Below are 16,398 nucleotides of genomic sequence, written 5' to 3'. Positions count from 1 at the left end.
CCCACCCCGTCGATCATGAAGTTATTGCCACGACGCGTCGTGGCCGAGGGCGATAACTTCATGATCGACGGGGTTCTCTGCATGGGGAGGTCGGGAGATGGACGGGCGGGTTGCGGTTGTTAGTGGGGGCGGGACTGGGATTGGCGCGGCCGTTGCGGGGGTGCTCGCGGGGGATGGGTACGACGTTCTGATCGTCGGGCGGCGGGCGGACGTGTTGGCGAATACCGCCGAGCGGATTTCCGCCGGCTGTGGTCGTACCGACGCCGTCACCACCGTTACCGCTGACCTGACCGACCCGGGGCAGCTCGGTCGGGTTCTCGCGGCGATCGGCGATCGGCCGGTCGACGTGGTGGTCAACAACGCCGGCGGCTACCTCGGCGGGGACACCGACACGCTCGCCGGAACCGCCGCGCACTGGCGGGCCAACCTGGACGCCAACGTGCTCACCGCCGTGCTGCTGACCGAGGCGCTGCGTCCGGCCCTGCGTCGCCCCGGCGGCCGGGTGATCCTGATCAGCTCGATCGCCGCCCAGCGCGGCGGCGCCGGGGCGTACTCGGCGGCGAAGGCCGCCCTGCACGGCTGGGCGTACGACCTGGCAGCGCAGCTCGGCCCGGAACAGATCACGGTCAACGTGGTGAGCCCGGGCTACGTCGCCGAGACCGAGTTCTTCGGTGACCGGATGACCGCCGAGGGGCACGCCAAGCGGGTGGCGGCGACCCTGGTCGGGCGGGCCGGAGTGCCGGACGACATCGCCGAGGCCGTTCGCTATCTCGCCAGCCCGGCTGCCGGTTACGTCACCGGTCAGGTGCTCGGCGTCAACGGGGGCTCGGTACTCGGCCGCTGAGCGCACAAGCGTCCAGGTACGACAGAAGGGGCGGCGGCCCCCCGTGTGGCCGCCGCCCTCCCTGCGTCGTGGGTCAGTTGTTCAACATCTCGTACGCCATCTTCGGTGCGTTCGTCGCGGCGGCGCCGGTCGGAACGCTGATCTTCGGAGTGCTGCCGTAGTCGGCGTACGTGACCACGTAGTCGTACGCCTTCGCCTTGCCAGCGGCCGGGATCTTCAGCGTCAGCGAGGCCAGGTGCTTGTCCGCACCGACCACGGCGGTGAACGGAACCTTCTTGGCGGCCTCGCCGAGCGCCGCCGCCTCACCGTCATCCAGCGCCTTCGCCGCTTCCGTGTCGCTCACGTCGATGAATCCGACGTATCGCCCGGCGCTCTGCTCCTCGACCGAGGTTGCCGCCTGGATGAGCGGACCGGCGTTGCCCTGGTCCACGCCGTCGTAGGTCGGGATACTCCCGCCATCGGTCAGCTTCGTGCGGTCCAGCCTCATCCACTTGTCCGGGAACTTCGGCAGGCCCGGGCGGCCGCTGAACTTTGCCTTTATCCAGTTCTCGTCCTCGATCACCAGGAACGACATCTTCACGACGATGCCGTCGGAGTCCGGCGCCATGGTGGTGTTGAGTTCGAACGCCTTCGCCTCCGGGTCGATCCGGCCGCTGAGCGTGCTGGACGAGTCCTTGCCGCTGAACCGGAACGCCCCCTCGGTGCCATCCGGAACGGCGTCCAGGAGCGCGTCCTTCGGGCTGGCACTCGGGCTGGCGGTCGGGCTGCTCTGCGGTGCCGCGGTCAGCTCGTCCTTGGACCCGCAACCCGCGAGCAGGGTGGTCGTGGCCAGCACGGCGGCGACCGTGCCGACCGTCCGTCGGATGGTGCCGGCGGTGCCCGTTGCCTGTGTCATCGCACTTCTCTTTCTCGCTGCGTGGCTTCTGCCGACGACGAGGTTGCCGGCCGGCACGGCGGTCCGGCTGCCGATATGCTGCCGTCCGGCTGCCGGGCACTGCCGTCCGGCGCCCTCGGGGGTGTCAGGAGCGGAAACTCGCATGTCAGGAACGCTGCGTTTCGAGATCCTCGGGCCTCAGCGGGCCTGGTACGCCGACCGCCAGCTCGATCTCGGCCCCGGTAAGCAGCGCGCCGTGCTGGCCGTACTGCTGCTCTCCGCCGGTCGCTCGGTCTCCACCGGGCAGATCGTCGAGGCGGTGTGGCCGGACGATCCGCCCGCGAACGGCCCCAACGTGGTGCAGAAGTATGTCGCTGGACTGCGTCGGGTGTTGGAGCCCGACCGGTCGCCGCGTACGCCGGGGCAGGTGTTGAGCCTCACCGACGCGGGTTACCTGCTCCGGGTGGATCCCGAGGCGGTGGACGCCGTCCGCTTCGAACGGGGCGTCCAGGCCGCACGGCAGCGGCACGCGGCCGGACGTACGGAGCAGGCGCTGGCCGAGCTGACCGCTGCCCTGGACCTGTGGCGGGGAGAGCCGTTCGCCGGCGTCCCCGGAGGAGTCTTCGAGGCTGCCCGGCACCGACTGGTGGAACTGCGGGCCGTTGCTCTGGAGACCCGCGTGGAGCTGGAACTGGACAGCGGGCGGCATCGCGAGCTGGTCGGCGAGCTGGTCGAGCTGGTGGCCGAGTTCCCGGTCCGGGAGCGGCTGCGCCACCAGTACATGCTGGCGCTGTACCGCAGCGGACGGCAGGCGGAGGCGCTGGCCGCGTATCGGGAGATCGACAGCTTCCTCCGCGAGGAGTACGGCATCGGGCCCGGTGCGGCGCTCCGCGAGCTGCACGGGCGGATACTGCGCGCGGACCCGACCCTCACCGCTGGCGTCCCGGAATCGGGGTGGCCCGCTTCGGCTCCCGCCGCACAGCAGGCGGAGAGCATGGTGCCCCCGGTGCCGGCGCATCCGTCCGCCGACACACATCCGGCTGCCCCGGCCCTCAACCCGACCGTGCCGCCCCCCGCTTCGCCGCCCGCCTCGACCACCCCGGTCCAGGCGTCGGCCCCGCCGTTCTCGGCGGCCGTCCCGCCCTACGCGGATCTCCCCTCGCCGCTGTACCCCGCGCTGGGCGGTCTGTCCGCCGGCCCGCCTTCCCCGTTCGGGGTCGACCAGCCGCGCCAGGAGCGGCACCCGCTGCCGACGTGGGTGAGCACCACGGCCACCGTCGCCGGCACCCTCCTGCCACTGCTGTCGTTCGGCACCGGGACCTGGCTGGTGATGCTGGCGTACGCGGTGCGGCGGCGCAGTGGACGGCTCGGCCTTGCGGCCGTCGGCTATCTCATCACCGCGTCGCTGCTGGTCTACATGATCGCCACCGACGACCTCGAGACGGAGGACTCGGCGGCGGAGGCGTTCTTGGGGCTCGGCGTGATCGGTCTCTGCTGGGTGGTGGGCGCCGCACACGTGGTATTGCTCAACCGATGGGTCTGGGGACGGGTCACCGGGCGGCCGCTCGTGGCCCAGGCACGCGACGAGGAGCGACGGGTTCGCCGCCAGCAGGCGCGGAACCTGCTACACCGCTACCCCTCGGCGCGTCAGGAGTTCGCCATCGGCCGACCGGACCTGGCCCGCGCCTTCGACGACGGCGGGCTCATCGACGTCAACGCCGTACCCGATCACGTACTCGCCACACTGCCCGGGCTCACCGACGCGCAACGCCGGCAGGTGGCGATGGACCGGTGGGTACGCGGCCCGTACGCGTCGATGGAGGAGCTGGCCGCGCGCTGCCCGCTGCCGCTCGCGGTTACCGACGCGCTTCGCAGCGTCCTGCTCTTCCTGCCGCCACCCGCCCCGCCCACAGGCACCCCCGCGGCGGTGAAGGCGGAGCCAGCCGGGCCCTGATGATCGCGGGGTTTTCCGGCGGGGCTGGTAGAAATGCCGGGTGAGCGAAGAGCGGGCGGCGGTACGGGAGCGGGCCGAGGCGGTGCTGCGCCGGCTGGCCGGTGACCACGCCCGGCTGCGCGAAGATCAGTGGCGGGCCATCGAGGCGCTGGTGGTCGACGCGCGCCGGGTGCTCTGCGTCCAACGCACCGGCTGGGGCAAGTCGGCGGTCTACTTCGTGGCCACCGCGCTGCTACGCCAGGGCGAGCGCCCCGCTGGCCCGACGGTGATCGTGTCGCCGCTGCTGGCGCTGATGCGCAACCAGGTCGAGGCGGCCGCCCGGGCCGGCATCCGGGCTCGCACGATCAACTCGGCGAACCTCGACGAGTGGGACGAGATCACCGCGGAGATCCAGGCCGGCGCGGTGGACGTGCTGCTGATCAGCCCGGAACGGCTGAACAACCCGGATTTCCGCGACGGGGTGCTGCCAAAGCTGGCCGCGACCACCGGGCTGCTGGTGGTCGACGAGGCGCACTGCGTCTCCGACTGGGGGCACGACTTCCGGCCGGACTACCGGCGGCTCCGCACGTTCCTCGGCAACCTGCCCGAGCGCACCCCGGTGCTGGCCACCACCGCCACCGCCAACGCCCGGGTCACCCAGGACGTGGCGGAGCAGTTGGGGGACGCCCTCGTCCTGCGCGGCACGCTGGACCGCGAGTCACTGCGCCTCGGCGTGCTCGACCTGCCCACCCCGGCGCACCGGCTGGCCTGGCTCGCCGACCACCTGGACCAGCTGCCCGGCTCCGGCATCATCTACACGCTGACCGTCGCGGCGGCGGGGGAGACGGCCGAGTTCCTGCGTACCCGGGGCTACCCGGTGGCCTCGTACACCGGGCAGGCCGACGACGCCGACCGGCGGGCCGCCGAGCAGGACCTCCTGGACAACAAGATCAAGGCGTTGGTCGCCACGAGCGCGCTCGGCATGGGCTTCGACAAGCCAGACCTGGGCTTCGTGGTCCACCTCGGCGCGCCACCCTCGCCGATCGCGTACTACCAGCAGGTCGGCCGCGCCGGCCGGGCCGTCGAGCACGCCGAGGTGCTGCTGCTGCCCGGTGCCGAGGACGCCGCGATCTGGCGCTACTTCGCCTCGCTGGCGTTCCCGCCCGAGCAGCAGGTCCGGGCCGTGCTGGCTGCCCTGCAGAGCGACCGACCGCTCTCCACCCAGGCACTCGAACCGCTGGTCGACCTCCGTCGGGCCCGGTTGGAGCTGATGCTCAAGGTGCTCGACGTGGACGGCGCGGTCCGCCGGGTGCGCGGTGGCTGGCTCGCCACCGGCGAGCCCTGGGTCTACGACGAGGCCCGGTTGCGGCGCGTCGCCGAGGCGCGCACCGCCGAGCAACAGGCCATGCGGGAGTACGCGACCACGTCCGGCTGCCGGATGCGGTATCTGCGGGAGTGCCTGGACGATACCGGGACAGCCGACTGCGGTCGGTGTGACCGGTGCGCTGACCCGCTGTTCTCCTCGGACGTGTCGACGGCCGCGCTGACCGCCGCGCAGACGTTCCTGGGCCGACCCGGCGTGGAGATTGCCCCGAAGAAGCTCTGGCCGACCGGGCTGGACGCGGTGGGCGTACCCCTGAAGGGCCGGATCCCCCCGACGGAGCAGGCGCTGCCGGGCCGGGCCGTCGGGCGCCTCTCCGACCTGGGGTGGGGTGGCCGGCTGCGCGGCCTGGTCGGCCCGGACGCGCCCGACGCGCTGGTGCCCGACGACGTGGCCGGCGCCGTGGTGGAGGTGCTCAAGGCGTGGGCGCACGGCGACGACCCGTGGCCTCGCCGCCCGGTGGCGGTGGTCGCGGTTGGTTCCCGTCGGCGGCCCCGGCTGGTCGGCTCGCTGGCCGAGCGGGTCGCCGCCGTGGGCCGGCTGCCGCTGTTGGGCGAGGTCACCCGGACCGGTCCGGGCGGCCCCGGCGGGCCGCGCGGCAACAGCGCCCAGCGGGTACGCGCGCTGCACGACGCGTTCACCGTGCCGGCCGAGTTGGCCGACGCGCTGGCCGAACTGGCCGGGCCGGTGCTGCTCCTGGACGACCTGGTCGACTCGGGCTGGACGATGACGATGGTGACCCGCGCCCTACGCCGGGCCGGCGCGCCGGACGTGCTCCCGCTCGCCCTCGCCGTGGCCGGCTGAGCCCGCCGCGCGCTCGCGGCGGAAAAGTTCCCGGGCAGGACGGATTGCGACCGTCGCCACGCCGTCCCGACGTCGGCCGGGCCTGGCCCGGTGCGGCGGTACCGTGGGCGGCATGACCGATCAGCCCGTCGACGAGGCCGGCCACGCGTTGGACGCCGGCGGTGCCTGACCAGATCTCCGCCGCGCCGGACCGGAGCACGCTCCGACTGGCGCTGGTGGTCGGTGGGCTGGTGCTCGCGGTGCTGCTCGGCTTCGGCCTCGGCCGGATGAACGCCGACGGCGCCACCACCACCACCGGCGGCTCGGCGCTGGCCGCCGACCACACCCACCCGGCGGGCACGGAGCCGCACGACCACGGCAGCGCCACGGGCACGGACCAGGGCGTGGGCAGCGAGCCGGGTGGCCTGTCGGTCAGCTCGGCCGGGTACACCCTGGCCCCGCTGGCCACCGAGTTCCTGGCCGGTCGCCCGGGGCAGCTCCGGTTCCAGGTGCGGGACGCGCAGCGCCGGCCGGTCACCCGCTTCGCCGTCGTGCACGACAAGCCGCTGCACCTCATCGTGGTCCGCCGGGACCTGACCGGCTACCAGCATCTGCACCCGACCATGGCTCCGGACGGCACCTGGTCCGTGCCGCTGACCCTCGCGCAGCCCGGCGTCTGGCGGGCGTACGCCGACTTCACCGTGGTCGCCGACGACGGCGGCCAGACCGCGGTGACCCTCGGCGCGGACCTGGTCGCGCCCGGCGGGTATCAGCCCTGTGCGCTGCCGGCGCCAGCCACCTCGACGACGGTGGACGGGTTCACCGTCGGCTACCAGGGCAACCCGCAGGCCGGGGAGACGGTGCCGCTGACCTTCCGGGTCGACGCCGCTGGCGGCGCCGCACCGCTGGAGCGCTACCTCGGGGCGTACGGGCACCTGGTGGCGCTGCGCGAGGGCGACCTGGGCTATCTGCACGTGCACCCGGAGCCGGAGTTGGTGGACGGCCAGGTGAAGTTCTGGCTGACCGCCCCCGGCCCTGGCCGCTACCGCCTCTACCTCGACTTCCAGGTCGCCGCCAAGGTCCACACCGCCGAGTTCACCCTTACGGTCCCCTGACCCCCGGCGGGGTAGGTCAGCCGGCGCGGCGGATGGGGCGGCGGGCCAGGTAGCGGAGGAGATCGCGGATGTGGTGCTTCTCCTCGGCGGGGACGGTGGGGTCGGCGAGCCGGTCCAGGATCGCCCGGACGTCCGCCTCGACCGGGCCCTCGTCGTTACGCCGGCGGGGTGCCGGGCCGGCGTCGGGCAGCCCGAGCGCCCGGAACGCGGCCGCGACCGGCAGGTCCAGTGCGGCGCAGAAGCCGCGGACCTTGGCCAGTTCGGGGTAGTCCTGCCAGTCACCGGCCAGCCAACGGAACACCGTGGAGCGGCCCACACCCGTGTGGGAGGCGAGGTCGGTCACCGTCCACCCGCGCTCGTCGCGAGCGTCATCGATGGCTCGCCGGACGAAGCGGGCGAACGCCATCTGCGGCGAAACGTCTGCGGAAGCCATCCTCGCGGGTCTTCTCCTCCCGGCCGGAGCACTGGGACGATGCGCCTTCCGAGGGTAGTACGCCCACCGCCGGAAACAATTGACTGACCGCACAAACTGTCCCGTTGATGGGACTTGTCTCAGGCAGCGACCAACCGGACCACCGCCGAGGCGCCGTCCTCGTCAGGCGGAGGGCGGCTCGTCGGCGGCCAGCAGGGTCTGCAGCCGGGGAGTGACCCGCCACTGGTCCACCAGCTCGCGGTACTCCGCGCGCTGCGGGTCGGTGGCCCCGGCGCCGGTACGGCGGGCCCGGATCAGCAGGTTGCGCGGCGTGTGCTGGGAGTCCACGAACTCCACCACCTCGGCCCGGTACCCGTGCACCCGCAGCAGCCCGGCCCGCAGGGCGTCGGTGAGCACGTCGGCGAAGCGCTCGCGCAGGATGCCCTGTCGGGTCAGCAGCTCGTACGGGGCCGGGGCGGGGTGGGCGCGTAGCTGCTTCGCCAGGTCGTGGTGGCAGCAGGGCGCGGCGAGCACCCAGCGGGCCTCCCAGCGCACCGCGCGGGCCAGCGCCTCGTCGGTGGCGGTGTCGCAGGCGTGCAGCGCCAACACCAGGTCCGGTGCGGGGTCGACGACGGCGTCGGCGATCGTGCCGGCCACGAAGGTGACCTGGTCGGCCCAGCCCAGTCGCTGCGCCAACTCGGTGTTGCGCCGCCGCTGGTCCTCCCGGACGTCCACGCCGATCAACTTGACGTCGAGCCCCCGACCGGAGAGATAGCGGTACGCGGCAAAGGTCAGGTAGGCGTTGCCGCAGCCCAGGTCGACCACCCGCAGCGGGCCGGTCAGCTCGTCGGGCAGGGTTGCGGCCAGGGCTCGCAGGAACGCGTCCACCTGGCGGCGCTTCGCCGCCGAGCCGCCGATCTCGGTGAAGATCTCGTCCCCGGGGTCCAGCAGGTACTCCTTCGCCCGGTCGTTCCCGCCCGGTGTCGCCGCCGGCCGCGCCGTCGCGGCCCGGTGCACCTGCGCTTCGCCCGACTTGGTCACCCGCAGTTGGAGCGTCGCGTCGGCCGTCTCCAGGTGCCAGTTGCCGAATGGCTCGGCCAGCAGTTCGTCGACCGCCGCGGCCGTTTCCGCTCCGGGGGCGACATTGCGGGTGTACGGGCGGGCGCCGTCGGAGGTGGTGATCTGGAGCCGGGGCCCGGCCTTGAGCGTCACCGGCCGCAGCTCGGCCCGGACCACCGTGGGGCGGCGTCCGCGGCGGCGCCCGGCGGCGACCGCCCGGGTCAGCGCGGGGTCGAGTAGCAGCGCCCGGACCTCGGTGAGGGCGGCGTCGAGCGGTTCGGGCATCGTTCCATCTTCCAAAGGTGGGGTGGGAAGGGAACATCCCCCGTACCGCGCGGGGCGGTGCGGGGGATGTCGGGTGTGGCTGTGGGTCAGTCCGCGGTCGCCTCGGCCGGCGTACCCGCGCCGGAACCGCCACCACGGCGACGCCGGCGGCGACGCGGCTTCGACGGCTCACCGTCGGCGCTGGCGGCTGGCTCGGCCGGAGCCACCTCGGTGGAGATCACCGCGGTCGGCTCGCCCGCGACCGCCTCGCCGGCCCGGCGGCGACGCCGGCGGCGCGGGGTACGGGTGCCCTCCTCGCCGGCGGCGGCGTCCGCGGGTGCCTCGGCGGCCGGCGTGCCGGCGTCGGTGCGGTCCCGGCGGTCATCGCCCCGGCCGCGGCGCTCGCCCCGGCCGTCGCTCCTGCCCTCGCTGCGGCTCTCACCGCGTCGGGAGCCCCGGCCACCGCTGTCGCCCCGGCGGGAACGGGTCCCGCCCAGGTCCTCCTCGATCTCGGCCGAGAGCCCGGCCCTGGTCCGCTCCGCGGTGGGCAGGGTGCCGGCGACACTGGTGGAGATGTGCAGGTCGGTGTAGAGGTGCGGAGACGTGTGGTACGTCTCCGGCGGCTCCGGCATCTCCAGACCCAGGGTCTTGTCGATGATCCGCCAGCGCGGCATGTCGTCCCAGTCGACGAAGGTCACCGCGACACCGGTCGCGCCAGCCCGGCCGGTGCGGCCGATCCGGTGGGTGTAGGTGTCCTGGTCTTCCGGGCAGTCGTAGTTGATCACGTGGGTGACGCCGGTGACGTCCAGCCCGCGGGCTGCCACGTCGGTGGCGACCAGGATGTCGATCTTTCCGGCCCGGAACGCCCGCAGCGCCCGCTCGCGGGCACCCTGGCCGAGGTCACCGTGCACCGCGGCGACCGCGAACCCGCGGAAGTCGAGGTCCTCGGCGACCCGGTCGGCGGCCCGCTTGGTGCGGGTGAAGATCATGGTCAGCCCGCGCCCCTCGGCCTGGAGGATCCGGGCCACGATCTCGACCTTGTTCATCGAGTGGGTGCGGTAGACCAGCTGCTGGGTTTGCGGCGACGGGCCGGTCTCGGCGGTGTGGCCGGCGTGGATCGTCATCGGCTGGCGCAGGAAGCGCCGGGACAGGGTGACGATCGGGTCCGGCATGGTGGCCGAGAAGAGCATGGTCTGCCGATCCTCCGGCAGCATCGCCAGGATCTTCTCGACGTCGTCGAGGAAGCCCAGGTCGAGCATCCGGTCGGCCTCGTCGAGCACCAGCGCGTGTACGCGGTCCAGACGCAGGTGCTTCTGCTTGGCCAGGTCGAGCAGCCGGCCGGGGGTGCCGACCAGGACCTCGACGCCCTTGCGCAGCGCGTCGATCTGCGGCTCGTACGCCACGCCGCCATAGATCGGCAGCACCCGGACGCCCCGCGTCCGGCCGGCGGCGGCCAGGTCCTTGGCGACCTGGATGCCCAGCTCACGGGTGGGGACGACGACCAGTGCCTGCGGCACGCCGTCGCTGCCCTCGTTCGGCGCGAAGACCCGCTCCAATAGCGGTACGCCGAAGCCGAGGGTCTTGCCGGTACCGGTGGGCGCCTGGCCGATCAGGTCGACGCCACGGAGCGCGATCGGGATCGCGTACTCCTGGATGGCGAAGGCGCGGGTGATGCCGGCCGCGGCCAGCGCCTCGACGGTCTCTTCGCGGGCGCCGAGTGCGGCGAAGGTGGGAGCCTCGGGTCGAACCGGGGCGGTGGGGGCCAGTTCCTGGCCGTCCATCAGATCTTGAGTCAGCTCGCTCATATGGATTTGGGGGTGCCCTCTCGTGGGTGCGCCCCATCATGTCCTCAGGGCGCTGTCGGTATGACGCGGGCCACACGGTCGGGGGCAGACTGCCGAGCCGGACCGGGCCGCACGCGCGCCGCGGGCTGAGCTTCGATCAGATCGGCGCCCACGGCAACTGCTCTATGCTACCTGAACAGGCAGGCACCCGTCCCGATTCCCCGTCGGGCACCCGCCACGTGGGGGCATCAGATGTGACCTGCGTCACACGATGGGTCGATGTCTGGGTCGTACCACGCGCGGGCCACACCACCGGGCCGCGCACGGTAACCTGCGCTCGTGTCCGCGCCGACCACCCCCGGTCCCGCCGTCGCCGACCTGCTGGGCCTGGTCGCCTTCGGTGAGTTGCTCGCCTTCGAACGGATGGCCGGCGACGCCCGGCTCGCGCCCGACCTGCGCCGCCGCGCCGCACTGAGCGAGATGGCCGCGGCCGAGATCGCCAACTACCGCCGGCTCGCCGACCGACTCACCGCGCTGGGCGTGCCGCCCGAGGACGCGATGGCGCCCTACCTGCGGCCGTTGCAGGCGTACCACGACTCGACCGAGCCGCGGGACTGGGCGGAGGTGGTGACCAAGGCGTACGTCGGCGACGCCATCACCGACGACTTCGTCCGGGAGATCGCCGACGCGCTGGACGAGCCCGACCGGCAGTTGGTGCTGGATGTGCTGCACGACTCCCGGTACGCGGAGTTCGCCGCCGCCGAGATCCGGGTGGCGGTCGCCGCCGACCCCCGGGTGGCCGACCGGCTCTCCATGTGGGCCCGGCGGCTGGTCGGCGAGGCGCTGTCCCAGGCCGGCCGGGTCGCCGCCGAGCGGGCCGCGCTCACCACGCTGATCGCGCAGGGCGACCGGGTCGACGTGTCGGGGCTGTTCCGGCGGCTCACCGCCGCGCATACCGCTCGGATGGCCGCCGTCGGGCTCAACAACTGACCACCCGGGCCGCCGGGTGCGGTGCCGGCCCGCGGCAGGTGGGCCAGCGCCGACCTGCCGCGACGGCCGGACCGGTCAGCGGACGGTGAAACCGACCGCCCGGGGCGACGCTTCGGCGATCTCGACGTACGCGACCTTCTCGACCGGCACGATGACCCGCCGGCCCTTCTCGTCGGTCAGGGAGAGCGTGCCGCCGTTGCCGGCGAAGGCGTCGGTCACGATCTGCTCGATCTCGGCCGGCGACTGCGCGCTGTCCAGAACCAGCTCGCGCGGCGCGTACTGCACGCCGATCTTGACCTCCACTGTGCCTCCTCAACTGGGGCGAAAGAACCGCCCTGCGAAGGCTATCCGATCACGGGGGCAGTGGTCAGGCTGACTCACCTTGCAGCGGGAAGCTCGCGATGCCCCGCCAGGACAACGCGGCCACCAACGCCTCGGCCTCGGCCTTCGGCACCTGCCGGCCGCCGGCCAGCCAGAACTGCGCCGCCGTCTCGGCCGCACCGACCAGCCCGGAGGCGAGCAGCTCGGCGTGCGCCCGGCTCACCCCGGTGTCGGAGATGATGGTGTCGGTGATCGCGGCGATGCAGCCCTGCTCGACCCGCTCGACGCGTTGCCGCACCGCTGGGTCGTTGCGCAGGTCCGACTCGAAGACGAGCCGGAACGCCTCGCTCTCGTGATCGACGAAGTCGAAGTACGCCCGCACCGACGCGCCGACCCGCTCCTTGTTGTCGTTGGTGCCGCGCATCGCGTCGTGCACCTTGGCGACGATGGCGTCACAGTGCGTGTCCAGCAGAGCCAGGTAGAGATCCATCTTTCCCGGGAAGTGCTGATAGAGCACCGGCTTGGAGACCCCGGCCCGCTCGGCGATGTCGTCCATCGCGGCGGCGTGGTAGCCCTGCGCGACGAAAACCTCCTGCGCCGCCGCCAGCAACTGCTTGCGGCGCGCGGAACGAGGCAGGCGGGTGGGCCTGCCGGCGGTCTGCGCACCGTTGCCCGCAGCGGTCATGGGTTCCTCCGAGTTCTGCGTACGAGCCGGCATTTTCCCCCCAGACCGGGCGAAGCCCGTGACCCGCGTCGTGGAAATGGCCCGCCGCTGTAACTTATCGCCACTGTCACCACACGGTAGCCTCAGCGAGGGCGACCAAGGAGCGCGCGGTGAGTGAAACAGGGCAACCCGGAGTCCCCACCCCGGGAGAGCACGGCGACGGAGCGGGTCAGCACGACGACCCGGGCCGTCCCGTCAGCGGGTGGGCGCCCTCGGCGGGCGGATGGTCCCGCGCCGCCGAGCACGAGGGTGCCCAGGAGCAGACACCGCGTTGGCAGCCCGACCCCGCGTCCGGTTGGCGCACCTCTTCCTCGCGACATGGCGACCTGCCGCCACCTGTGTCCGGGCTGCCCGACGCCCTCGAGCCGCCGGCCCGGGTCAACGGCCACCACGCCAACGGCGTCCGCCACGCCGGCACCGAGGCCAACGGCGTCCGCCACCCCGGTGCCGAGGCCAATGGCGTCCGCCACCCTGGCGCCGAGCCCCCGGCGGGCCGGCCCGCGCCGGTGAGCGCGCCGCCCGGGTTGACCGCCGAGGACCGGCCCGACCAGGCCGGCGACCGGCTGGTGGTGCCCGCCCAGCGCCCCGCACCGCCGCCGGAGCAGGGGACCGGCGAGCCCGACACCGGCCCCGCCCCGTACTCCACTGCGGACCCGGCCGGCGGCCACGGCGCCCGCTGGGCCGAGCCCGGTCTGCCGACCTCGGCGCCGCCAGCTGTCCAGGTGCCGCCCGTCGGCACCGCCGCCTCGGGCTTCGAGGTCCCGCCCGGCTTCCACGCGCCCACCGCCGAGCGGCTGGCCACCGACGAACCGCCGGCCGCGCCGCGCGGCTGGCGGGATCCGCTCACCCCGGACGCGTCGGCTGAGCCGGGACGCACCCCGGACGGGGCCGGGCACGCCGAGGACTCCGAGCCGGGTCGCGCCGCCAGGGGCGACCGCGGCGGGGACGTGCCCCGGGCCGGTGAGCCTCCGGCCATCGAGCCGGACTGGTCCGGGCCGAGCTGGAACCGCCCGAGCTGGGGCAGCGGCTGGGCCCCGCCCTGGTCGCGGCAGGATGGCGAGCCGGTTGGCCGTCCGGCCCGGGACGAGCCCGCGCCGGGCCTGGTCGCCGAGCCCAACCGGCCGTACGAGCCGGCGCGCGTGGAGTCACCCCGCCCCTACGAGCCCGTACGCGTCGACCCGCCCAGCGGGCGCGACATCGCCCGAGACGAACCTGAGCCCGAGGCGTCGCCGGAGCGGGTCGCGAAGCGCGGCCCGGCCGATCGCCCCTCCTGGGCGGGCGGACGCCCTGCGACGAGCCCTACCAGCACAGCCCCGAATTCGTCGTCCGAGGCCGGCCCGGCGGACCGGCCTTCCTGGCCGGGCGGGCCGGCAGCCGAGCCGACCAGCGCGCCGCCGACGCACCGCCCGTCCTGGGCCGGTCCGGCGCCGACCGCTGCCCCGCCGGCCGATCGGTCGCTCCGGGCCGGCGGCGAGAACCCGACACCGACCAGTGGGCCACCGGTGCCGCGGGCTGCGCCGCCCGCCACCGATCGCCCCTCCTGGGCCGGCGGCCCCACGCCGATCAGCGGCCCACCGGCCGATCGCCCCTCCTGGGCCGGCGGGTCCGCTCCGACCAGCGGCCCACCGGCCGATCGCCCCTCCTGGGCCGGCGGGTCCGCTCCGACCAGTGGCCCACCGGCCGATCGCCCCTCCTGGGCCGGCGGGTCCGCTCCGACCAGTGGCCCACCGGCCGAGCGGCCCTCGCGGGCCGATTCCGCGCCGAGCAGTGCCGCACGCGCCGATCGGCCGTCCTGGGCCGGCGGCCCGGACCCGGCGCCCACTAGCGGCGCGCCGTCCCCGCCGTCCTGGGCCGGTCCGGCCCCGACCAGTGCCCCGCCGCCCGGCCGGCCGTCCTGGGCCGGCGGTTCGGACCCGACGCCGGCCAGCGCCCGGCCGTCGCGCCCGTCCTTGACTGGCGAATCAGCCCCGACTGGCGGGTCGACCCCGGCCAGTGGCCCGCCAGCCCGGGCCGGCGACCCTGCGCCCACCAGTGCGCCCCCTGTCCAGCGGCCGTCCTGGGCCGACCCCGCGCCGACCGAAGCACCGCCACCGGCGCCGCCCGAGGCGCCGGCCGGACCACCTCCCGCGCTGGCCGACGCGCCACCGGCCCCGGCCGGACCGGCGCTGCTGAGGGAGCGGCCCTCCTGGGCCGGCGGGTCGCCGACGACCCCGACGACCCCGCCGACCCCGAAGCCCCCGACGACCCCGACGCGGGCCGAGCGACCCGACTGGTCCGAGGGACGCATTCCGGCTGGCACCCCGACCGAGCGCCCTTCCTGGCCGGTCAGTCGGTCGGCGAGCACGCCCCGCGCGAGCGGCGCGGATGAGCCGTCCGGCCCGCTCCGGCCCGAAGCCCGGCCGGCCGCACCGTTCCGGCTTCGGTCGGAGACTCCTGAGCCGCCCCTGCCGTCCCCGGTCGAGCCGTCCTGCTCAGCTCCCTCGGCGACCGGCACGTCACCAGCAGCCATCCCGCCGACCTCGACCGGTGTCGCCCCTGCCACGAGCGGGCCCGGGCGCCGCGACCGGACCTCACCCGCGCCCGCCCCGACGAGCGCCCCTCCCTACGCGGCTCGCCGATCCGCCCCCGACCCGGCGTCGCCGACCGAACCGGCCGACGACGGTCGGTCGCCGGACCCGACGTTGGCGGTGCTGCCGCAGCGCGTCCCTGCGGAACCGGACGTGCCCGTCGTGCCGGAGCCGCCAGCCGTGGAGCCACCCGCAGAAACCCCTGAGCTCGCCCGCATCGCCACCCACCTACGCCGCGACGACGAACCCGCACCGCTGCGGGAGCGCCCCGAGGGGTTCGACGTCAACGCCATCCTGGACGCCGTTCGGGAAGTCGCCGGCGTACGCGACGCGGCGCTGCGCCGAACCCCGGCCGGCGCGCACAGTCTCCGGCTGGACCTGTCCGACGGCGCCGACCCGGCCGAGGTGAGCCGACAGGTGGCCCGGCTGCTTCAGGAGCGGATGGGGCTGGCCGCCGCACCGCAGAACCTGCCCGGCCCGCCCACCACGCCGGTCCCGCCGGTCCGCCGTCGGGCTGTCGAGCCCCGGGCCGCCGAGCGGCGTACCCCGGACCCCCGGAGCGCCGACCCCCGGAGCGCCGACCCCCGGAGCGCCGACCCCCGGAGCGCCGAGCCGCGCGACGCCGGTGCGGAACTCCGTACCGGCGAGGTGCTGCCCACCGGGTCGCCCACGGTCGGTCGGCCGTCGGGTGGTCGGGTCGAGGCCACGCCCGTAGGCCCTGAGCAGGAGGTCGGGGCGGACGGCTCGCGTCGCCGCCGGCCGAGCGCCCCGCACCGGGGTCGCGCCACGGTGGAGGAGCCGGGCTCGGTCTCGGCCGCGCCCGCTGGCGCGGCAACCGGCAGTCCGGCGACGGCCGGTACGTCGTACTCCGGTGGTCAGGTGACCACGACGGAGTCGGCACCGTCCCGACCGCTGGACACCGGCGGCGCGCCGGGGCCGCGGGTGGTGATCGACCATGTCCAGGTCAGCACCTTCGGCCTGGACGCGAACGTGGAGGTCCGGCTGCTGGCCGGCGGCGAGAGTGCCGCCGGGTACGCCACCGGGCCGGCGGTCGACGGCTACGTGCTGCGGCTCTGCGCGGTCGCTGCGGCCGCCGCCGTGGACGAGTTGCTGCGTGGCGCCGAGAACGCCGAGCGGGGGCGCTGCTTCGTCGAGCACGCGGCGGTGGTGCCGTTCGGCAACTGCGAGGTGGCCACCGTGGTGGTGCTGCTGGTCTGTGACGGCTGGGTCGAGCAGCTCGCCGGCTCGGCCCTGGTCGCCGGTGACCCGCGCCAGGCGGTGGTCCGTGCGACGCTGGCGGCGGTCAACCGAAGGCTGGAAGCGCTGCTGTCCTGAGTGGTCCAGGGC

12 protein-coding genes are annotated in these 16,398 nt (G+C 74.5%); 6 read left to right on the top strand and 6 right to left on the bottom strand.

All coding sequences use genetic code 11. The features are described 5' to 3' along the window. Positions 1-97 precede the first annotated feature (97 nt). The gene (locus OG470_RS03455; RefSeq protein WP_328420671.1) at positions 98-844 is read left to right on the top strand and encodes an SDR family NAD(P)-dependent oxidoreductase; all 747 of its coding nucleotides are present in this window, start codon (positions 98-100) and stop codon (positions 842-844) included. Positions 845-917: 73 nt separating this feature from the next. On the opposite strand, the gene OG470_RS03450 is transcribed toward OG470_RS03455, so the two are convergent. Next, a complete protein-coding gene (locus tag OG470_RS03450; RefSeq protein WP_328420669.1) occupies positions 918-1,739 on the bottom strand; it encodes a hypothetical protein in 822 nt (273 codons plus the stop codon). 142 nt (positions 1,740-1,881) lie between these two features. On the opposite strand from OG470_RS03450, the gene OG470_RS03445 reads away from it, so the two are divergent. The 3 genes from OG470_RS03445 to OG470_RS03435 all read left to right on the top strand — a co-directional run bounded on the left by OG470_RS03445 (position 1,882) and on the right by OG470_RS03435 (position 6,930). Continuing rightward, positions 1,882-3,672, top strand: a complete 1,791-nt coding sequence (locus tag OG470_RS03445; protein ID WP_328420667.1) for an AfsR/SARP family transcriptional regulator — start codon at positions 1,882-1,884, stop codon at positions 3,670-3,672. A gap of 40 nt (positions 3,673-3,712) precedes the next feature. Beyond that, entirely contained in the window at positions 3,713-5,836 is a 2,124-nt protein-coding gene (locus OG470_RS03440) for a RecQ family ATP-dependent DNA helicase (protein WP_328420665.1), read from the top strand. 161 nt (positions 5,837-5,997) lie between these two features. Then, complete coding sequence (locus OG470_RS03435) at positions 5,998-6,930, top strand: hypothetical protein (RefSeq protein WP_328420663.1); 933 nt, start codon at positions 5,998-6,000, stop codon at positions 6,928-6,930. A gap of 16 nt (positions 6,931-6,946) precedes the next feature. On the opposite strand, the gene OG470_RS03430 is transcribed toward OG470_RS03435, so the two are convergent. From OG470_RS03430 to OG470_RS03420, 3 genes are all read right to left on the bottom strand, one after another. Beyond that, positions 6,947-7,363 (bottom strand): helix-turn-helix domain-containing protein, encoded by a 417-nt coding sequence (locus OG470_RS03430; RefSeq protein WP_328420661.1) that lies wholly within the window; start codon positions 7,361-7,363, stop codon positions 6,947-6,949. A 162-nt stretch (positions 7,364-7,525) separates the two neighbouring features. Continuing rightward, a complete protein-coding gene (locus OG470_RS03425) occupies positions 7,526-8,686 on the bottom strand; it encodes a class I SAM-dependent methyltransferase (protein WP_328420659.1) in 1,161 nt (386 codons plus the stop codon). A gap of 86 nt (positions 8,687-8,772) precedes the next feature. Continuing rightward, on the bottom strand, positions 8,773-10,470 hold the full coding sequence (locus OG470_RS03420; protein WP_328420657.1) for a DEAD/DEAH box helicase: 1,698 nt from the start codon (positions 10,468-10,470) through the stop codon (positions 8,773-8,775). 318 nt (positions 10,471-10,788) lie between these two features. On the opposite strand from OG470_RS03420, the gene OG470_RS03415 reads away from it, so the two are divergent. Further along, positions 10,789-11,439: a ferritin-like fold-containing protein gene (locus OG470_RS03415; protein ID WP_328420655.1), complete on the top strand. Its 651-nt coding sequence runs from the start codon at positions 10,789-10,791 to the stop codon at positions 11,437-11,439. A gap of 75 nt (positions 11,440-11,514) precedes the next feature. On the opposite strand, the gene OG470_RS03410 is transcribed toward OG470_RS03415, so the two are convergent. Further along, entirely contained in the window at positions 11,515-11,742 is a 228-nt protein-coding gene (locus OG470_RS03410) for a DUF3107 domain-containing protein (RefSeq protein WP_030329796.1), read from the bottom strand. Between the two features lie 64 nt (positions 11,743-11,806). Further along, on the bottom strand, positions 11,807-12,445 hold the full coding sequence (locus OG470_RS03405; RefSeq protein ID WP_328420650.1) for a TetR/AcrR family transcriptional regulator: 639 nt from the start codon (positions 12,443-12,445) through the stop codon (positions 11,807-11,809). A gap of 1,541 nt (positions 12,446-13,986) precedes the next feature. Here OG470_RS03405 and OG470_RS37150 point away from each other — a divergent pair. Continuing rightward, positions 13,987-16,386 (top strand): hypothetical protein, encoded by a 2,400-nt coding sequence (locus tag OG470_RS37150; RefSeq protein ID WP_442931175.1) that lies wholly within the window; start codon positions 13,987-13,989, stop codon positions 16,384-16,386. Positions 16,387-16,398: the final 12 nt, after the last annotated feature.

This window comes from Micromonospora sp. NBC_00389 (assembly GCF_036059255.1).
Taxonomy (GTDB): Bacteria; Actinomycetota; Actinomycetes; order Mycobacteriales; family Micromonosporaceae; genus Micromonospora.
The sequence above is the reverse complement of the archived record's forward strand: the minus strand, read 5'-3'. Positions and strand labels throughout refer to the sequence as shown.